This window comes from Streptomyces sp. JJ66, from assembly GCF_019303495.1.
Taxonomy (GTDB): Bacteria; Actinomycetota; Actinomycetes; order Streptomycetales; family Streptomycetaceae; genus Streptomyces.
Window position 1 is genome coordinate 1 of sequence record NZ_JAEVFI010000047.1, and the last position, 19445, is coordinate 19445.

Here is a 19445-nt window from a genome sequence, read left to right on the forward strand (position 1 = left end):
CCCGCTGCCGGGCAACCGCAACGACTGCACCGCTTTCCCCGCCTCGGGCGCCGAAGCCGCCTGCGGGCAGGCGATGGTGGTCGCCGACGGCGGCTACCAGGGCACCAGCGCGATCATCCCGCACCGCCGCCGAGCCGGACACGAGCACCTTCCGGACTGGCAGGAAGAGCACAACGCCTCCCACCGCCGGGTACGAGCCCGTGTCGAGCACGTCTTCGCCCGGATGAAGACCTGGAAGATCCTCCGCGACTGCCGCCGCCGTGGCAACGGCGTCTACTGGGCCGCCACCGGCATCGCCCACATGCACAACCTCGCCCACAACTGACCCTTACGAGACAACCTTTAGTCCCGCCCCGGCAGCTGGCTAAATCCGCTGCAGGGGTGTAGGCACCGGTAGCAACAGATGTCTCTCCCCGCCGGGTCTTCTCCCAGGCCGTTCCGGAGGACCTCGTGACTCAACTCGATCTTGGTGAAGCGGGCGAGGGGGTCTTTGGGTCGGGACACCACACTCACTTCGTGGAGCTGCAGCTGGGACATAACGGGCCGCGGAAATGCTGAAACGGTCTCACCAGCGGTGTGCGAACAGCTGAGGCGACCGCAAACGTTGCACGCTCCGTCAGCGTCATGCCGCACGGTGACGTTGTACCGGGTATCCAGCAAGTGCGGGCAGGAGTCGATGTCCTGGCCGCACAGAGAACAATTGCGAGTCGCGGTAAAGCCAGCAGACATCCCCCATCTGTTATGCATGAGCGTGAGTCGGCATACGTCCCAGTAGGTGTCGTCGGCGTACTCGAAATTGCAGCCGAAGAGTCCGCCTACGAGGGCTGCGACGTGGTGAGCGTGTCGGTGGGAGAGTTCGGAAAGCTCGCTGTCCTCAAGGAAGTTGTAGGCGTCGACAGCACGGGTCAGCGAGACTCGCGCCGCCGCTTCCAGCTCCTGCCACGGGTCGGAGGGCTGGAGCGTGATGCGCGACCCGTGCAGAGAACTCGCCATTGCAATGTACTGGCGATGGCCCCACCGGCCGAAGGCGGGGGGACCGCCAGACCATGGAGACGGCGAGGTCAATGCTGCAATGTTGCACTGCAGTTGCTGCCGGGCTCGCGACCATACACGGACGAGGAAGTCCTGTTGCGCACTCATCGTCCAAAGTCCGCGGCGGTGGATTTGCTCCGTCGTCGATGTCCAGGACGGAAGGTGAGCCAGGGACAGGCCCCAGGTGAGGGAGATGCTGCGATAGCACTGCCCATACAGACGCATGGATTCTCGCAGGGCCGTCACGCCATCTTGGTACATCATGGCCAAGCGCGCCGGGCCTGATGCCGGGGGCAGAGGGACTCCGGTGCGGATGACGAGGCCAGAGCATCTCATCCTGTGGTGTCCTCCGGAGCGGCATCATCCGGATCTGCCGGCGGAAGCTCAGCACGGGCCGAGTCGGTCACGGCCCGTTGGATGAGGTTGTCGATGTCTGTCAGCCGGCCGGTGATCTCTACCCCTCGAATGACCGTCTCGTTTTCGGCCCGTACGATCTCAGCGATCTTGACCGTCACAGGCGCCTCGTCGACCTCCTCAATAGGGCAGTTGTGCCCCAGTGAAGAGCGCGCCCGCTGCCAGACAGTCAGAACGATGCTCTTGATCAGATCGGTGGTGAGCGTGGTGGCCACAGCGATGCTAATGGTGGCCACCACCTCGATGGCCCCGTACTCACTGAGATAGCGGCGGTCTTCCCGCGCGCATGCAAAGTCGATGTCCACGTCACGGTGTCGCAGTGTCTTGATCAACCCGGCCACATCGTCCCGGTAGACGGCCACCCCATCGACACGGGAGTCGGGGAGCAGGAACATGCGGCCGCCCGTTGGGGCAGTCAGTACTCTCTCGGGCAGGTCTGCCGCTGAGATATCCCAGCGTGTCACAGCACCGGTGACCTCTTGTGCCATCAGCAGGAGCCCTCCCGTGACTCAGTGTTGTGTGCGTGGGGAGCCTCTAGCGGCGTGGGGTTTCCGCTGCCGCATGCGCCGCAGTGACTCAGGCCCTTGACCTCGACCCAAGACTCGGCGATCACAATCCCAGTCTAGAAGTGAGCCAACCCTCCAGGGCGGTTTTCCTAGGTCCTGGTGACGCTCGCGCTCACGCATCGCTCACGCTGGGAGGCCAGAGACGACGGAGCGCCCGACCAGAAGGACCTGATCGGGCGCTCCGGTGCAGGTCAAAGGGGTTTGCCTCAGCCTGCGGGTGGTAGGCCGTGTGGGACTCGAACCCACAACCAATGGATTAAAAGTCCACTGCTCTGCCAATTGAGCTAACGGCCCGGGGCTGTGCTGAGACGAGCATAGCGGGGTGGGCGGGCGGGGGCCGAGTGGGTATCAGGTGTGGTGCCCGCAGGCCCGGGGGTGGGCCTGCGGGCGGCGGCGTCAGCCGTTGTGCTTCCAGCGGGGCTTGTCGGCGCGGCGGCCGAACGAGCGGTTGCCGGTGCTCGGGCCACCGCGGTGGTCGTCGCGGCGGCCGTAGGGGCGGCGGTCCTCGGAGCGGCGGTCGCGGTTGAACGGACGGTCCCGGTCGCGGTCCCGGTTGAACGGACGGTCCTCACGGCGGTCGTCACGGCGGAACGGGCGCTCCCGGTCGTTGCGGCGCGGGTAGCCGCCCTCGCGCTTGCGGTCGTCGCGGGACGCCTGGGCTGCCTTGCGCTCGCGCTCCTGCTCGGCGGCGCGGGACGCGGCGATCTTGGCGGCGCGCTCGGCCTCGTCGGCGGCCACGCGGTCCATGTCGGCGGTGAGCTGGGCGACGGCGTCGTCGGCGTCGGCGCCCCGGTCGCGGGCGGCACGGGCGGTCAGCCGGGCGGCCTCCTCGCGCAGCTGCTGGACCCGGCCCCGGGCCTCGTCCAGCTTGCTGGCCAGCTTGGCGACCTCGCGCTCGGCCTGCCGCGCGGAGTTGGCGGCGGCCTCGGCCTGCACCTCGCTGAGCGAGCGGGCGCCGGTGATGGCGGCCACCTCGTCATCGAACACGTCGCCGCGGCCGATGAGGTGGCGCGAGGCGTCCACGCCCGCGTCCTCCATCAGCCGGAACGTCTGCCGCCGCTGGTGCGGCAGGGCGAGCGAGACGACGGTGCCGGACTGCCCGGCGCGCGCGGTGCGCCCGGAGCGGTGCAGGTAGTCCTTGTGGTCGCCGGCCGGGTCCACGTTGAGGACGAGGTCGATGCCGTCCACGTGGATGCCGCGCGCGGCCACGTCGGTGGCGACGAGCACATTGACGTGGCCGTCCTTGAAGTCGGCCAGGGTGCGGGTACGGGCGCCCTGCGTCATGCCGCCGTGCAGCGCGTCGGCGCGCACCCCGGACTCGCACAGCTGCTCGGCGACGCGATCGGCGCCCATCTGGGTGCGGACGAAGGCGATGGTGCGGCCCTTGCGCGCGGCGATCGCGGCGGTGACGGGGGCCTTGTCCTGCGGCTTCACGATGAGGATGTGGTGCGTCATCGTCGTCACCGCGCCCTGCGCCGCGTCCACCTCGTGGCTGACCGGCTCCACCAGGTAGCGCTTGACCAGGGTGTCGATCTCGCGCTCCAGGGTGGCGGAGAACAGCATGCGCTGACCGCCCTCGGGCACGAGGTCGAGGAGTTCGGTGACCTCGGGCAGGAAGCCCAGGTCGGCCATCTGGTCGGCCTCGTCCAGGACGGCGACCTGAACGTCGTCCAGCGAGCAGGCACCGCGGTTGATCAGGTCACGCAGGCGGCCGGGGGTGGCGACGAGGATGTCCACTCCGCGCTCCAGGGCGCCGATCTGGTTACCCATCGAGGTGCCGCCGCACACGACCTTCAGCTTCAGGCCGAGCACGTCGCCGTAGGGCTGGAGCGCGTCGGAGACCTGCATGGCCAGTTCGCGCGTCGGGGTGAGGATGACGGCGCGCGGACGGTGCCGGGCGGTACGGCCCCCGGCCAGGCGGGCCAGGGTGGGCAGGCCGAAGCTCAGCGTCTTGCCGGAGCCGGTGCGGCCACGGCCCAGGATGTCCTTGCCGCCCAGCGCGTCCGGGATGGTCGCGGCCTGGATCGGGAAGGGGGTGACCACGCCGTTCTGCGCGAGCTTGCGCACGACGGGGTCGGGGAGGCCGAGGTCTCCGAACGTCACCTCGGGCGCGGCGTCCGGGGCGTCCTGCGCCACCGGGTCGTTAGCCAAAGCGTCCTCGGCCACCGCCGCGGGCTCGGGCTGGGTCTCCGGCTGGGCCTTCGGCGCTGCGCCCTGCTGCGCCGGGACCTCTGCGGTGGGTGCGACGTCCACGGGGACGTCGGTACGCTCGATGCCGTCCGCGCGGGCGGCGACGTTTTCGGGCGTGGAAACAGACATGCTGATGCGAACCTTCCGGAGTTCATCGGCACGCGCCACAAACTCCCCGTGTTCGCACACGACCGCCTCATGCGGTCAAGCCCACGGCTAAAGCAACGGAACGCGCCACACGGCGCGCTTCGGTTGGGGCGCCGGGCAATTGATCAAACGATCTACCAGCTTACGCACCCGACGCCCGCTTACGCAAACTCACCCCTGACCACGGGTCGCACGGCCACCGCCCCGCGTCGTCACGGCGTCCCCTCACCCGGGTCCGCTGTGGGCTCCGGCGTGGCGGTGGGGGAAGGCGGCGGCTCAGGCGTGGGCGTGGGCTCCGGTGGCGGGGTGGACGGGGGCTGCCGGGTCGGCGCCGGCTCCTCGGCGGGCGGCTCTGGGCGGTCCGGGCGGTCCGGGCGGCCGCCGTCAGCCGGGGGGCGGTCGGCGGTGGGCTCGCTGGTGGGGCCGGTCGGCCGGGCGGGGCGCGGGGTGCCGGGGTCGGCACCGTCGGCGTCGGGGGCGGCGTTCGGACGGCCGGTTTCCTGGCCGTCGTCCCGGTCCGTTCCGTCCCGGTCGGTGTCTTCGGGCCGGTCTGGGGCGGTGCCGGGGTCGTCTGCGGGGACGATGCTGCCGCCGGGCGCGCTGCGGTCGTCCGCCGCGGCGGGCGCGTCCGGGGCCGAGGAGTGGCCGACGGGTGCGGTGCCGGGCGTCTCCTCCGCGCCGACGCTCATGCAGCCGGTGACGCCCAGAGCAGCCAGCGCCACGGCGAGCCCGGTGCCGACGGTCCGCGCGACGCGGGCACCGGGACGGGCCCGCGTGCGGGTGCGGGCCAGGGTGCGCGCGTCGGCCCGGCCGGGGGCGGCACGAACGGCGGCGGCGCGGTCAGCGACGGCGGGCTCGGCGCATTCGGCGGTGCGGTCAGCGGTGGCGCGCTCGGCGCGGTGCGCGGCGGCACCGTCGGCGGCGCGGGCAAGGGTGCCGCCGGTGAGCGTGCGGGAGGCGGGGATGGCGGGGGCAGGGCGCACGGTCGGGCTCCTCCGGGGCAGCGGCCGGGCGGCCGGTACGGGACGGGGCAGGCCCCCTGCCCAACTCCGTACCCCGTGGCAAGGACACGCACCGGACGCGAACGCGGTGTTCAGCCCAGCGCCAGGCGCGCGACGCCGGACCCGGCCCACAGCGCGAGGAGCCCCGCCCCCAGCGTGCCCACGGAGTTGACGAGCGCGAGCACGCCCCGGCCGCGCTCCAGCAGGCGCAGGTTCTCGTAGGAGAAGGTCGAGTACGTGGTGAGCGCGCCGCACAGCCCGGTGCCGAGCAGCGCGTCGGCCGGGCCGCCCAGCGCACCGGCCCGCACCGCTCCCGCCACCAGGCCCAGCAGCAGGCTTCCGGCCACGTTGACGGTGAACGTCCCCCATGGGAACACGGAGTCGTGCCGGGTCTGCACCGCGCGGTCCGCGAGGTACCGCAGCGGCGCGCCCACCGCAGCGCCGAGGGCCACCAGCCACCACGTCACCGGCCCACCGCCCGCGTCCGCGCCGCCTGCCAGGCCCGCCACGTCGCCACCGCGCGCCGCGTCACCGCCGTGGCCGCCCACACCGCGCCGAGTGCGCCCAGCAGCGTCCCGCCGAGATAGCCGAGCGCGGCGCCGGGCGCGTCGTCCCCCAGCAGCCGCAACCCGTCCGCCGCGTACGCGGAGAAGCTGGTGAAGCCGCCCAGCACGCCGACACCGAGGAACGGCCGCGTCAGCGCGGGCGCGCGACAGGCGTCGAGCGCGGCCATCAGCACGCCGATGAGCGCGCAGCCGACGAGGTTGACCAGCAGCAGGCCCCACGGGAAACCGTCATGGGGCCAGGACCAGGACCAGGGCGAGGGCCAGGGCCGGGTCAGGCCGTACCGGGCGACGCCGCCGAGCGCGCCGCCGGCCGCGACGGCGCCGAGGACCGCCCAGCGCCGGGCGCCGGCTGTTTCCGCCCGGTCGGCGGCGAGGTGCAGGTCCACATCGGGATCGACGGCGGCCGCCCGGACGGAGCGTCCTGCCTCCGCCGCGCGGGGACGGCCCCTCCCGCCCCCGGAGCCGGAGGGGCCGGGGTTCACCCGCACCCCCAGGGCCGCCGCCCCGGTGCGCCGGGCGCTGTGGGCCGGTGCACGGGGCAGCGCACGCCCGGGCGGCCGCCAGACCCGGTGTCCGGGCGGGGACACCGGGTGGTCTGGCGGGGACACCGGGTGGTCTGGCGGGCCGGGGCAGGACCGCAGGCCAGCACGGGAAGCGCGGGAAGCATCGTCCGAGCATTGTCGCGTACCGCCACGGCGCCCCGCGCACCACCACGGCGCCACGCAGACCACCACGGCGCCCGCGCTCCCCCGCGCACCGCCCGGCCTCGCCCCGCGTGCGCCGGAGCCCCGGCGCCGCACCGGCACCGGGGCTCCTGTCGTCGGCCGTGGGGTCAGGGGGTCCGGGGTGCCCCGAGCAGCGGCGTCCGCACGGGTTCGGCCAGGCCCACGAAGACCACCATCTCGTGGCCGCCCGGGTTCGTCTGCAGCGGCACCGTCTCCCAGTTGTTCGCCAGCCAGACGTTCCCCGAGGGGTCGATCTGGACGCCGGTGGCCCGGACGAGTCCGTCGCTGGTGTACCCGGTCTCCGCCGGGGAGATGGGCTGGCCGGTTTCGTGTCCCGGGGGGCACGCCGAGCGCTGGGCCCCGCACAGTTGCACCACCCGCTGGCCGCCGAAGTTGGCGACCCACACCGTGTCGGCTCCGTCCACCGCGATACCCCACGGCAGGAACAGGCCGCCGCCGGAGAACGGCTCGGCGGGCATCGACCCGTCGGGCCCGATCAGCGTCACGGAGGCCCCGTCCGCGCCCCGTTCGGCGTCCACACCCTCGGTGGGCGGCAGCTTCGGGAGGGCGTCCCCGCACGGCGGGTCGATCACGCCCGAGTTGGCGACCCACACGTTCCCCAGGCTGTCCGACGCGATGCCCATGGGAGCCAGGATCCCGCCCCCGTCCAGCGTCCGCAGCGGGCGGCCGTCAGGCGCCATCAGGAAGACGTTGTGCGAACGGTTGCCGGTGGCCCAGGCCCGGCCCCGGGTGTCCACGGTGACGTCGAACGGCTCCACCAGGTCCCCGTCCTCCGGGACGATCCGCCGCGCCCGCCCGGGTTCGCCGTCCGCGATCCGGGTGACGCTCTCGCCGCCGCAGTTGGCGACCCACACGTTGCCGTCCCGGTCGGCCGCCATGCCCTGGGGCTCGTCGATGCCGCCCGCGTGCCAGCCGTCTACCGGGGAGAGGGCCGTCCCGTCCGCCCGGAACTGCGAGACGCTGTGGTTCAGCTCATTCTGGTCCAGCTCGCAGCCACGGCCCTGGAAGCCGAAGTTGCCGACCCACACGTCTCCCCGGGGGTCCAGGGTGACGCCGAAGCCCGCCCCGTACAGCCCGCCGCCCCGGTAGGGGGCTCCGGGCGCGTCCTCCCCCGTGGGGGTGAACTTCAGCAGCTGCTCGCCGCCGCAGACCGGGGTCCGGGGGTCGCGGTCGAAGTGGTAGTTGTTGATGATCCAGGCGTTGCCGTCCGCGTCGAAGGCGAGGTTGCCCGGCCCGTTCAGCTCGTGGCCGTTGCCGTCGTAGCGCAGCGCCAGGGTCCAGGCGTCCGGCGCCGCCTCCAGCGCGGGCGTGTAGGGGCGGACGGTACGGGAGAGCGCGAACAGTTCACTGACGTCCTCCCCCGGGGCGTGCGCGATGTCCACCGCGGCCTGGAAGGTGTCGCGCGGCTCCGGGCCGCCCGCGGGCCGGGCGAGCCGGAACAGCTCCGCGCAGGTCTCCCCGGCCACGCACCCGGCGAGCAGGTTCGCCAGTGAGTTGAAAGCCCGCCGGGTCGAGGTCTCCGCCCCGTTGGGCGGGGCGTCGAGGACGGGTGAGACCCGCCCGGTCTTGACGTCGGCGAGGTTGTGCGAGGTGGCCGCCGCGTTGTGCAGCCCCGGGTAGGAACCGGCCAGGTCAGCCCCGTGGGCGAACCGGGCCAGCGCGAACGCCGTCGCCACGGTCGTCCGCTCGTTGACGACGGTGGGCGTTGGCGAGGGCTCCGGCAGAAGCACCGAGGTCAGCCGCACCGGCTCCCGCTCGTCCCCCTGCCCGTCCCGGCCTGGCTCCTCGCGGGCGCCGCTCCGGCCCTTCTCACCGCTCTCGCTGCTCTGGGCGCTCTGGGCGCTCTGGGCAGAGGGTGCGTCCGCGACGAGGTACAGCACGGCCTCGTCGTCCTCCGGCGGACGGTAGCGCAGGGTGAACCGGCCCTCGGCGTCGCCGCGCGCCCGCCCCAGCGCCCGGGCCTGCCCGCCGCGCTCCTCTCCGGCCTGGTAGAGCGTCACCCGGGCGAACGGCACGGGGTCTTCCCCGCTGCTCACTCTCCCGGTCTGCCGCAGCTCATCGGGAGGGGCGGCTCCGTGGTCCCGTCCGGCCGAGGCCGCGGAGACCGGCAGGGTGGCTAGGAGGGCTCCAAGCAGCGCGACGGCGCTTCGGCGCATGGGCGGGTCTTCCTCTCGTCCGGGACGCGTCCGGCCGGGTCCTGGGTCGCCCGGGCCGTGCGGGACGTACGGAGGCTGCCACGCGCGCCACCGGTCCCCGGGCACACCGGGCGCCGAATCGCCGCCGCCTCACCGGGATGGCGGCGCGGCCCGGGCGGCACGCCGTGGCGGTCGGGCCGGGCGCCCGCCCCGACCGCGCCCCCGGACGGAGGGACGTCCCCGACAATGGCGGTGTGCTGGAGATGACGCGAGAAGCCTTCGAGGAGCTGGTCAGTGACGCGCTGGACCAGATTCCCCCCGAACTGACCAGGATCATGGACAACGTCGCTGTCTTCGTGGAACACGAACCGCCCGCGCACGATCCGGACCTGCTCGGCCTGTACGAGGGCACACCGCTGACCGAGCGGGGCGAGTGGTACGCGGGCGTGCTTCCGGACCGCATCACGGTCTACATGGGTCCGACCCTGCGCCTGTGCGAGACGCCCGAGGAGGTGGTGCACGAAGTCGCCACGACCGTGATCCACGAGGTGGCGCATCACTTCGGCATCGAGGACGAGCGCCTGCACGACCTGGGCTGGGGTTGAGCGGCAGGCGTGTTCCGGGGGCAGCCGCGGCCGGGTAGCGGCCCGGGGCCTCCTCCCCACGACCGGTCAGCGGCGTGCCCTCGCACTTGTGCCGGACAGCTCCGGTTCGCCGCCCGGCGCAGGCCGTCCCCGCGACGCGGCGATGGTGTGCGCGAGCCGGTCGGCTCCAGCTGGACGCGGACGGGCGCCTTCGGCGTCTTCCCCAGTCGCGCGCTTCTCGCACGTCGGCTGAGGCGCTGCGCCATTGTCGGGTACCGCGCGGCGGAGCCGCATACTCGGGGCACCTGCTGGGCAAAGGGTTGCGCATGGCCCGTGCCCCGCTCCGGCTGTTCGGCGCCGCTGGCGTCCGCGCCCGCTCCGCCGTCCGCCACCTGGTCCACCAGGTCCACCAGGTCCGCCAGGTCCGCCAGAACCGCCTGGCCCGCCGCCGCCCGCCCGCCCGGGGGCCGCACCGCTCCGGGTCCCTCCCGTGGCGTCGCCGCCCCCAGCCCGTCGTGCCCGAACTGGCGCGCGACCGCCGCCGCATGCCGCACCCCTACGTCCGCGCCGCCGGGCTGCTGGCGGTCACCCTGCTCGGCGCCTGGCTCGGGCTGCTCACGGTCGGCAACGTCCACAAACCGGTCGGGCCGATGGACACCACCATGACGCTGCGCCCCTCCGTCGTCGGCGGCACGCGCATCAACGTGCCGCCGCTGGGCGCGCTGGACCTGGAGAGCCACTACGCCCCGCTGCGCCTGGACGTGGACGTCACCCAGCTCGACCCGGAGCGCATCGGCTACCTGGTGGAGGACCCGCAGCGCTTCGCCGGGTTGCAGGACAGCGTGACCGAAGACGTCGCCGCCGGTACCCGCGACCTGGCCGTCCGCGCCTGCCTCGCCGTCGTCTTCGGCGCGACGGCGCTTTCGCTCGTGGTGTACCGCAGGCCGCGCCGGGCGCTGGCGGCCGGCGGACTGGCCCTCGTCGTCCTGGCCGCGTCCGGGGCGAGCGCGGCGGCCACCTGGAACCCGAAGGCGGTGCTGGAGCCGAGGTTCTCCGGCCTGCTCGCGGGCGCGCCCAGCCTGGTGGGCAACGCGCGCAGCATCGCCTCCGACTTCGACGTCTACCAGCGCGAGCTGGCCCAGCTGGTCACCAACGTCACCAAGCTCTACGACGCGGTCTCCACCCTGCCCACCTTCGCGCCCGACCCGTCCACGATCCGCGTCCTGCACGTCTCCGACATCCACCTCAACCCCGCCGCCTGGTCCATCGTCGAATCGCTCGTCGAGCAGTACGAGATCGACGTCATCATCGACACCGGCGACACCATGGACCACGGCACCGCCGCCGAGAACGCCTTCCTCGACCCGGCCGCCGAGCTGGGTGCCCCGTACGTGTGGGTACGCGGCAACCACGACTCGCGGACGACGCAGGAGTACCTCGCCGGGCTGGACCACGTACACGTGCTGGACGAGGGCGAGCCCGTCGAGGTGGCGGGCCTGCGCATCGCCGGTATGGGCGACCCCCAGTTCACCCCGGACCGCTCCGTCATCGCCGCCGGTGACCCCGCCGAGCGTGCCGCGGGCGACCAGCTGGCCGCCCGCCTGCGCACCGCCCGGGCCAGCGGGCGTCCGGTGGACATCGCCATCGCCCACAACCCGGTGCTCGCCCGGCAGACCGACGGCACGGTGCCGCTCGCCCTGGCCGGGCACACCCACCACCGCAAGCAGCACGACCTGCCCCTGGGCACGCGGCTCATGGTTGAGGGCTCCACGGGCGGCGGCGGGCTGCGCGCGGTGGAGGGCGAGGTCCCGGAGAAGGTCAGCGCGTCCGTCCTCTACCTCAGCCAGGACACGCGGCAGCTCCAGGCGTGGGACGAGATCACCCTCGGCGGTCTCGGCCTCACCACCGCCGAGGTCACCCGCCACCTGGTGGACGACCCCCTCCCCACCCCCGGCCCCTCCAGCACACCGAGCCCGTCCACCACCCCGACGCCGGACCCCTCCACCACCCCGTCCCGCGAGCCCTCCCCGTCCCCCACCCCGACCGCGGTCGCGTCCCCCTGACCACGCCCGCCATCCGTTTTGGCGAACCGTCCCGCTATCCCATATGCTTCTCACGTCCCCGACGCGCTGACGAAGCGCCCAGGTGGGCCATCAGCCCTCATCGTCTAGTGGCCCAGGACGCCGCCCTTTCAAGGCGGTAGCACGGGTTCGAATCCCGTTGGGGGCACGCACCACCCTGTGCGGGAGTGACTCTCGCACACACCTGGTCCTGTGGAGCAGTTTGGAGTGCTCGCCACCCTGTCAAGGTGGAGGCCGCGGGTTCAAATCCCGTCAGGACCGCTTGCAGATCGCCACGGCGAACTGCGTGGCTGGGTAGCTCAGTTGGTACGAGCGATCGCCTGAAAAGCGATAGGTCGCCGGTTCGATCCCGGCCCCAGCCACCAGAGATGACGTCCCGAACGGCATGCCGTCCGGGACGTCGTCGTATGCGGACCCCGGCACTCGGTCAACGACGGCTGTCCAGGGCCTCCCGGGACAGAACACCTAGAACGCCAGGTCCTCCCAGGCGACACTCAGGGCGAAGGGTTCGGGGAACTCGATACCGAGGCCGTCCGGCTCCCACTCGCCGACGGCTACGTACACCGAGGGGCGCAGCGGCTTCACGGTGAGCCCGGACCGGTCGATGGTGACCAGCTCGTACGCCCGCACGGAGGTGACGTCCCAGGTCGCGCCCGAGTCGAGCTCGATCTCCCAGTACCAGGGGATGGCCGCCTCCGCGTAGCGGTCCATCTTCCACTGCCTGCGCCTCGGGGGGTCCGAGCCGGAGAGCACCTCGCCCACCAGGACGGCGTCCGTGGCGAAGGTGTCAGCTCCACGGGGCAGGCAACGGCGGACCAGGAAGTCGGGAGTGAGGAAGCTGGACTTGTCGGGCGTGAAGAAGACGTTGGTCTCCACCTCGACCTGCCAGCAGCGCTCGTCCCCGCCGGTGTTCTCCCCCCGCATGGCGCGGCGGGCCGCGACCTCAAGCGCGTTGCGCATGCGCACGGCGAAACGCTGGTGCTCCAGCGGGCCGCGCCTGCTCCACACCACCCTGCGCTGCCAGAGCTCGATCCCCTCGGCGACGCCGTCCGGAAGCTGCTGGAGCTCCTCCCAGCTCAGCATCTCGGGCAGGTGGAATTCGGCCCCCTCCTCTGCGCCCGCTGACATGCCGCCTCCACTGTTCGCGCTGCCCGCCAGAGCCACGGTAGTGGACGGTGTAGGCGCCGGAAACCTACTCCGGGCAGCTCGGGCGGCATGCCGGGTGTTCCCCGGATTTGATGTGCCGACGTGACCGGAGTTACGCAAGCAACGATCACGGAAGGAGGAACCGGGGGCTCCGGGCTGAGGTCTCCCGGCCGTCAGGCGCGCAACAGGGTGACGGTGCGTCCGGAGGGCGTGGTCTGCTGCGAGAAGGCGGTGCGCTCGTGGACCGGGGCTGCCTGCGGGCGGGTGTCGAAGACGACGAGGGTGCCCGTGGACAGTTCCATGCGGTCCAGGTAGTCGTCCAGCTGTGCCAGCCCCTCGGCGAGGGGGTCGGTACGGCCCTGACGCCACACCTTCAGCTCCAGCGCCTCGCGCTGCACCGCCCGCGAACCGTCGGCAGCGGTGTACGGCTGGCGGATCAGCAGGTCCACGCGCCGTCGGCCGACCCCGTACTCCCGGTCGAGGAAACCCGCCCCGTTCACAATCCGGTGCAGGTAAGCCATCATCACCAGCTGTGCTGCGGCCTCCGGGTAGGTGGAGGTGGTGGCGAGGATCTCGCCGTTCTCCCGCCAGAACTCGGCGAAGGAGCGCAGCAGCCTGTCCGCGTCGATCCGGCCGTCCGGCAGCCGGAAACTGCTGGGAGCGGCGGTGATGACCGATTCCGTCCTGGCACCCAGGACGCGGACAATGACCTCTTTGTAGATCGGGTTGGCCACCCGTACCGGTGAATCCGTGGCGATCAGACCCAGGTCGCGGACATAGGCCAGGTCGTCGTCGTAGGTGCTCGCGTCCTGCGGCAGCTCTCCCGCGATCAGCGGTTGGATCACCCGCCGCACCCGGTCTTCTCCCAGCCTGGCGGCCAGCGAGTCCAGGTGCGTGGCGCGCGCCAGGATCAGCCGTTCCTTCGCCTCCTCCACGTGCTCGGCCGTGATCGGCTCGGTCTGCGGGACCCGCATCCCTCTGGTGATCTCGTAGGCCAGGGCGTTGACCAGCCAGGGCTGGCCCTGGGTGCACCAAAACGCGCGCCGGAGCGCGTCCGGGAGGAACCGCTGCCCGGTGGCGGCGGTGTGCTGCCCGTACAGCTCGGCGACCTCGGCTTCGGTGAAGTCACCCAGCCGCAGCGACGCGACCTTGATATTGAACGGACTCGACGTCCCCAGCCTGCCCGGGTCCCCGCCCGAGGCCGCCTTGTAGTCGCGCACGTCGCGCAGTCCGCACAGCACCACCGAGTGCGGGAACTGATCGCGCACGGCGGTATAGCCGTCCCGCAGCTGGCGCAGCACACTGCGCAGGCTCTCCCCCCGCAGCGCGTCGATCTCGTCGAAGAACAGCACCACCGGACGCGGGCAGCTCCGCGCCCACTCTGTCAGCCCCCGCGCGAGCCGGGCCCCGGGCACCGCGTCGGGCCAGGGGGCGGGCGGCGCGAGTTCGTCGGGAAACCAGTCGGCCTCCGCCGACCGCCGGATCGCCTCCAGTACCAGTTTCTCCGCCTGGCCGTAGTCCTCCCCGGCAGGCTCGGCCGTCTCGCAGGAGAACCGCAGCGCCGCGTACCGGCCCGAGACCGTCAGATCCTGGGCCAGCGCCGCCAGCGCCGTGGTCTTGCCGGTCTGCCGGGGCGCGTGCACCACGAAATACTGGCCTACGTCCACGATCTCGCGGGCCTGCGGCAGCCGCTCCTGGGCCGACAGCATGTAGTGACGCGTGGGGAGACACGGCCCCGCCGTGTTGAAGTAACGCACGCCACAGACGCTATCCGACAGCACCGACAACAGCGCTGGGCGAGTGCCAGGGCTCTGCCACAGCGGAGCGTCGAGAATCCCCAGGCTGTTTTCGGGTTCCGGTCTCGTTAACGCGGTAGGGGATGCCCACCGCCCCACGCGTGTGCAGGTGCCCGGTCGGCTCGGGCAGGCCGGTCCTGCGGCCGTGCCTCACCTTTCGTAGTGGTAGCGGCACGCTACGACGTGGATGACGTCGTCCTCGTCGATGCGGTACACCAGCCGGTGCTCGGAGGTGATGCGACGCGACCAGTAGCCGGAGAGGTCGTTGCGCAGGGGCTCGGGCTTGCCGATCCCCTCATGCCCCTGGCGCTCGATGTCAGCGATGAGCTGGTTGATCCGCTTGAGCAGTTTTCGGTCGTTCGCCTGCCACCACAGGTAGTCGTTCCAGCCGTCGTCGAGGAACAGCACCTTCACGCGGCACCCTGGCCAGAGGGGTCCTCGGATTCGACCAGCGCGCGGACGGTGCCCCCGCCCGCCCGGTCCTGCTCGATGGACCTGCGCAGCCGCTCCGCCATCGCAGGTGACCTCAGGAGGTAGTCGGTCTCCTTCAGCGCTTCGTAGTCGGCAAGGGAGACGACCACCATCGGCTCATGACCAGCCCGGGTGATCACCAACTCCTCGGCGTCGTTCTCGACCGCGTCGAGGGCGTCGGCAAGGCCAGCACGCAGTTCGGTGACGCTCATCGTCTTCATGATGTACACGATAACGTACAGAACAAGGCCAGGCCCGGCTCCCCGGCCGTGCTGCCGGAACGCTCCCCGGGCGCGCCGAGTGCGGCGCCGGGGCGGGGCGCTCCGGGGCCGGGTGCGGAACTCGGTCGCGGGGGATCTCGTCGGGGTGGGATGCTGGGGGACGTATGTCCAGTGTGTCTGACCTCAGCGTGCCCGCCCTCGCCGCGCGGGTTTCCGAACTGATGCCGCGCGACGAGCGGCGCCTTGGCCGTCGGCTCGACGGGGTGCGGCGGGTCCGCAAACCGGAGGCGCGACAGGCGGTGCTGGCCGAGATCGCCGGGGAGGTCGAGCAGGCGGAGGTGCGGGTCGCGGCGCGGCGGGCGGCGGTGCCGAGGGTCACCTATCCCGGCGAGCTGCCGGTCAGCCAGAAGAAGGACGACATCCTGGCCGCCATCCGGGACCACCAGGTGGTGATCGTCGCCGGGGAGACGGGCTCGGGGAAGACGACGCAGATCCCGAAGATCTGCCTGGAGCTCGGACGCGGGGTCAAGGGGCTGATCGGGCACACCCAGCCCCGGCGGATCGCGGCGCGCACGGTGGCCGAGCGCGTCGCGGACGAGCTGAAGACGCCACTGGGTGAGGCGGTGGGCTGGAAGGTGCGGTTCACCGACCAGGTGAAGGACACCACCCTGGTCAAGCTGATGACGGACGGCATCCTGCTCGCGGAGATCCAGACGGACCGCGAGCTGCGGCAGTACGACACGATCATCATCGACGAGGCGCACGAGCGCAGCCTGAACATCGACTTCCTGCTCGGCTACCTCGCGCAGCTGCTGCCGAAACGGCCGGATCTGAAGGTGATCATCACCTCGGCGACGATCGACCCCGAGCGGTTCTCCCGGCACTTCGGCGACGCGCCGATCGTCGAGGTGAGCGGGCGTACGTACCCGGTGGAGGTGCGGTACCGGCCACTGCTGGAGGAGGACGGCGAGGAGGGCGACCGGGACCAGGTGACCGCCATCTGCGACGCGGTGAACGAACTGCGGGGCGAGGGGCCGGGCGACATCCTGGTGTTCCTCTCCGGCGAGCGCGAGATCCGCGACACCGCCGACGCGCTCACCAAGCTGCGCCTTCCGGCCACCGAGGTGCTGCCGCTGTACGCGCGCCTGTCGCACGCCGAGCAGCACCGGGTGTTCCAGCCGCACGCGGGGCGGCGCATCGTGCTCGCGACGAACGTGGCCGAGACCTCGCTGACGGTCCCGGGCATCAAGTACGTCATCGACCCCGGTACCGCCCGCATCTCGCGCTACAGCCACCGCACGAAGGTGCAGCGGCTCCCGATCGAGCCCGTCTCGCAGGCGAGCGCCAACCAGCGCAAGGGCCGCTGCGGGCGCACCTCCGACGGCATCTGCGTCCGGCTGTACTCGGAAGCGGACTTCCTCGCCCGTCCCGAGTTCACCGACGCGGAGATCCTGCGCACCAACCTGGCGTCGGTGATCTTGCAGATGACGGCGGCCGGGCTCGGCGACATCGCCCGCTTCCCGTTCATCGACCCGCCCGACCACCGCAGCGTCAAGGCCGGTGTGCAGCTGCTGGAGGAGCTGGGGGCGCTGAACACCGCCGAGAAGGACCCGAAGAAGCGGCTGACCCCCACCGGGCGCAAGCTGGCGCAGCTGCCGGTGGACCCGCGGCTGGCGCGCATGGTGCTGGAGGCCGAACGCAACGGCGTGGTGCGCGAGGTGATGGTCATCGCGGCGGCGCTGTCCATCCAGGACCCGCGCGAGCGCCCCGCCGACCAGCAGCAGCAGGCCGATCAACAGCACGCCCGCTTCCGCGACGAGACCAGCGACTTCCTGGCGTTCCTGAACCTGTGGCGCTACCTGCGCGAGCGGCAAAAGGCGCTGTCGTCGTCGGCGTTCCGGCGCATGTGCAAGGCGGAGTACCTCAACTACCTGCGCATACGCGAGTGGCAGGACATCTTCACGCAGCTGCGCCAGGTGGCGCGTTCACTAGACGTGCCCGTCGGGGAGCCGCGCGAGGAGGTGGACGGCGACGCCGTGCACCGCTCGCTGCTGGCGGGGCTGCTGAGCCACGTGGGGCTGAAAGACGCCGAGCGGAACGACTACCTGGGCGCGCGGAGCGCCAAGTTCGCCGTCTTCCCCGGCTCGGCGCTGTTCAAGAAGCCACCGCGCTGGGTGATGGCGGCGGAGCTGGTGGAGACCTCGCGCCTGTGGGCCCGCGTCAACGCCAAGATCGACCCGGAGTGGATCGAGCCGCTGGCCCAGCACCTGGTCAAGCGCACCTACAGCGAGCCGCACTGGGAGCAGAAGCAGGCCGCGGTGATGGCGTACGAGAAGGTGACGCTGTACGGCGTGCCGATCGTGGCGCAGCGCAAGGTCACCTACGGGCGCATCGACCCGGAGACGTCCCGCGACCTGTTCATCCGCAACGCGCTGGTGGAGGGCGACTGGCGTACGCACCACCAGTTCTTCCACGACAACCGCAAGCTGCTGGGCGAGGTCGAGGAGCTGGAGCACCGGGCGCGGCGCCGGGACATCCTCGTGGACGACGAGACGCTGCACGACTTCTACGAGCAGCGCGTCCCCGAACACGTCGTCTCCGGAGCGCACTTCGACTCCTGGTGGAAGCACAAGCGGCGCGAGGAGCCGGACCTGCTGAGCTTCGAGAAGTCGATGCTCATCAACGAGCGGGCCGGGCAGATCACCAAGGCGGACTACCCGGACACCTGGCGGCAGGGTCCACTGCGGCTGAAGGTGACGTACCAGTTCGAGCCGGGCACGGACGCCGACGGTGTCACCGTCCACGTGCCGCTCCAGGTGCTCAACCAGGTCACCGACGAGGGGTTCGACTGGCAGATTCCCGGGCTGCGCAAGGATGTCGTCACCGAGCTGATCCGCTCGCTGCCCAAGCCGATCCGGCGCAACTGCGTGCCCGCGCCGAACTTCGCCGAACGCTTCCTCGCCCTGTTCCCCACCCCGGGCGAGGTGCCGCAAGCCGACCCGCTGACGGCCGTCCTCGCCCGCGAGCTGCGGCGCATGACGGGCGTGCCGATCGCCCAGGAGGACTTCGACTGGGGCAAGGTCCCGGCCCATCTGCGCGTCACCTTCCGCGTGGTGGACGAGCGCGGGCGGCGGGCGGGCGCGAAGGCCGGGCACCCCGGGAAGGCTGGGCATCCCGGGAACGCCGGGGATGCCGGGAACGCCGAGGATAAGGACCTGGAGGTGCTGCGGCTGCGGTTCAAGCCGCAGGCGCGGGCCGCGCTCTCGCGCGCGTTCGAGGCGTCGGCGGACGCGGGCGCAGGCCCGGGGCAGCGGGGCCAGCAGAGCAAGGGCGGACGCGGGCCGGGGCACGCCGGGCAGAAGGCGTCCCAGCCGGAGGCGCGGCAGGCGCGCACGGGCCTGACCGCGTGGACCATCGGCACCCTGGAGCGCACCTTCGAGACGCGGCGCTCCGGCCAGCCGGTCAAGGCGTACCCGGCACTGGTGGACGAGGGCAGCTCGGTGGCGGTGCGCCTGTTCGACACCGAGGCTGAGCAGCAGGCGGCGATGTGGCGCGGTACCCGGCGGCTGATCCGGCTGAACCTGCCCTCGGACCCGGGGAAGTTCGCCCAGTCCCAGCTGACCAACCAGCAGAAGCTGGCGCTGGCGGCCTCCCCGCACGGCAGTGTGCCGGAGCTGTTCGAGGACTGTGTGCACGCCTCCGTGGACCTGCTGATCGCCGCGCACGGCGGACCGGCGTGGGACGAGGAGACGTTCCGCAAACTGTTCGACGCGGTGCGGACCGACGTGGTGGACGTGACGCTGAGGACCGTGCGCCAGGTGCGGGAAGTGCTCGTCGCCTGGCAGTCGTGCGAGCGGCGCCTGAAGTCCCCGGAGCTGGCGCGCAGCGCGACGCTGCTGCCCTCGCTGACCGACGTCCGCGAGCAGCTGGCCGGGCTGATGTGCCCCGGGTTCGTCACCGCGCACGGGGCGCGGCGGCTGCCGGACCTGCTGCGGTACCTCACCGCCGTGGACCGGCGGTTGCAGCAGCTGCCGGGGAACGCGCAGCGCGACGCGGCGCGGACGGCGAAGGTGAAGGAGATGCGCGACGAGTACGCCTGGCTGCTGGAGCAGTTCCCGCCCGGGCGGCCGGTGCCGAAGGAGGCCCGGGACATCCGGTGGATGATCGAGGAGCTGCGCGTGAGCTACTTCGCGCACGCGCTCGGCACGGCGTACCCGGTCTCCGACAAGCGGATCGTCAAGGCCGTGGACGCGGCGGTCCCTGCTGGACGCGGCTGAACGGCCCCTCTCCGGCCCGCGTGCGGGGGGCTCGCTTCGCCGCCGTCTGGTCCGCTGCGCCGGGTGGGGCGC

The 19445-nt window shown here is 72.1% G+C and carries 14 protein-coding genes and 4 tRNA genes; 7 read left to right on the top strand and 11 right to left on the bottom strand.

The window, feature by feature from the left end; translation table 11 throughout:
- A partial coding sequence (locus JJV70_RS21735; protein WP_219049745.1) for a transposase occupies positions 1 to 325 on the top strand: 325 nt, incomplete at its 5' end.
- 1039 nt (positions 326 to 1364) lie between these two features.
- On the opposite strand, the gene JJV70_RS21740 is transcribed toward JJV70_RS21735, so the two are convergent.
- The 7 genes from JJV70_RS21740 to JJV70_RS21770 form a co-directional block, all read right to left on the bottom strand.
- Positions 1365 to 1934 carry a hypothetical protein gene (locus tag JJV70_RS21740; protein WP_219049746.1) on the bottom strand — a complete coding sequence of 190 codons (570 nt, stop codon included), beginning with the start codon at positions 1932 to 1934 and terminating at the stop codon, positions 1365 to 1367.
- 296 nt (positions 1935 to 2230) lie between these two features.
- Positions 2231 to 2306 (bottom strand) — tRNA-Lys (locus JJV70_RS21745).
- Positions 2307 to 2408: 102 nt separating this feature from the next.
- A complete protein-coding gene (locus tag JJV70_RS21750; protein WP_219049747.1) occupies positions 2409 to 4331 on the bottom strand; it encodes a DEAD/DEAH box helicase in 1923 nt (640 codons plus the stop codon).
- A gap of 230 nt (positions 4332 to 4561) precedes the next feature.
- A complete protein-coding gene (locus JJV70_RS21755; protein ID WP_219049748.1) occupies positions 4562 to 5332 on the bottom strand; it encodes a hypothetical protein in 771 nt (256 codons plus the stop codon).
- 110 nt (positions 5333 to 5442) lie between these two features.
- The gene (crcB, locus tag JJV70_RS21760; RefSeq protein ID WP_219049772.1) at positions 5443 to 5817 is read right to left on the bottom strand and encodes a fluoride efflux transporter CrcB; all 375 of its coding nucleotides are present in this window, start codon (positions 5815 to 5817) and stop codon (positions 5443 to 5445) included.
- Positions 5814 to 6398, bottom strand: coding sequence for a CrcB family protein (locus JJV70_RS21765; protein WP_219049749.1), 585 nt, complete (start codon positions 6396 to 6398; stop codon positions 5814 to 5816). The genes crcB and JJV70_RS21765 overlap by 4 nt, the downstream gene beginning before the upstream one ends.
- A 350-nt stretch (positions 6399 to 6748) precedes the next feature.
- Complete coding sequence (locus tag JJV70_RS21770; RefSeq protein ID WP_219049750.1) at positions 6749 to 8818, bottom strand: NHL repeat-containing protein; 2070 nt, start codon at positions 8816 to 8818, stop codon at positions 6749 to 6751.
- A gap of 233 nt (positions 8819 to 9051) precedes the next feature.
- On the opposite strand from JJV70_RS21770, the gene JJV70_RS21775 reads away from it, so the two are divergent.
- From JJV70_RS21775 to JJV70_RS21795, 5 genes are all read left to right on the top strand, one after another.
- On the top strand, positions 9052 to 9402 hold the full coding sequence (locus JJV70_RS21775) for a metallopeptidase family protein (protein WP_219049751.1): 351 nt from the start codon (positions 9052 to 9054) through the stop codon (positions 9400 to 9402).
- Positions 9403 to 9707: 305 nt separating this feature from the next.
- A complete protein-coding gene (locus tag JJV70_RS21780) occupies positions 9708 to 11444 on the top strand; it encodes a metallophosphoesterase (RefSeq protein WP_219049752.1) in 1737 nt (578 codons plus the stop codon).
- 93 nt (positions 11445 to 11537) lie between these two features.
- Positions 11538 to 11610: transfer RNA gene (locus JJV70_RS21785), tRNA-Glu, on the top strand.
- Positions 11611 to 11648: 38 nt separating this feature from the next.
- Positions 11649 to 11723, top strand: a tRNA-Asp gene (locus tag JJV70_RS21790).
- Between the two features lie 27 nt (positions 11724 to 11750).
- Positions 11751 to 11827, top strand: a tRNA-Phe gene (locus JJV70_RS21795).
- A 100-nt stretch (positions 11828 to 11927) separates the two neighbouring features.
- Here the strand turns inward: JJV70_RS21795 and JJV70_RS21800 are convergent.
- The 4 genes from JJV70_RS21800 to JJV70_RS21815 all read right to left on the bottom strand — a co-directional run bounded on the left by JJV70_RS21800 (position 11928) and on the right by JJV70_RS21815 (position 15105).
- Positions 11928 to 12590, bottom strand: coding sequence for a Uma2 family endonuclease (locus JJV70_RS21800; RefSeq protein ID WP_219049753.1), 663 nt, complete (start codon positions 12588 to 12590; stop codon positions 11928 to 11930).
- Positions 12591 to 12781: 191 nt separating this feature from the next.
- On the bottom strand, positions 12782 to 14365 hold the full coding sequence (locus JJV70_RS21805; protein WP_308294955.1) for an ATP-binding protein: 1584 nt from the start codon (positions 14363 to 14365) through the stop codon (positions 12782 to 12784).
- A gap of 189 nt (positions 14366 to 14554) precedes the next feature.
- Positions 14555 to 14818, bottom strand: a complete 264-nt coding sequence (locus tag JJV70_RS21810) for a Txe/YoeB family addiction module toxin (protein WP_219049754.1) — start codon at positions 14816 to 14818, stop codon at positions 14555 to 14557.
- Positions 14815 to 15105 carry a type II toxin-antitoxin system Phd/YefM family antitoxin gene (locus JJV70_RS21815; RefSeq protein WP_374227327.1) on the bottom strand — a complete coding sequence of 97 codons (291 nt, stop codon included), beginning with the start codon at positions 15103 to 15105 and terminating at the stop codon, positions 14815 to 14817. The genes JJV70_RS21810 and JJV70_RS21815 overlap by 4 nt, the downstream gene beginning before the upstream one ends.
- Before the next feature lie 155 nt (positions 15106 to 15260).
- On the opposite strand from JJV70_RS21815, the gene hrpA reads away from it, so the two are divergent.
- Complete coding sequence (hrpA, locus tag JJV70_RS21820; protein WP_219049756.1) at positions 15261 to 19373, top strand: ATP-dependent RNA helicase HrpA; 4113 nt, start codon at positions 15261 to 15263, stop codon at positions 19371 to 19373.
- The last annotated feature ends 72 nt before the right edge of the window (positions 19374 to 19445 follow it).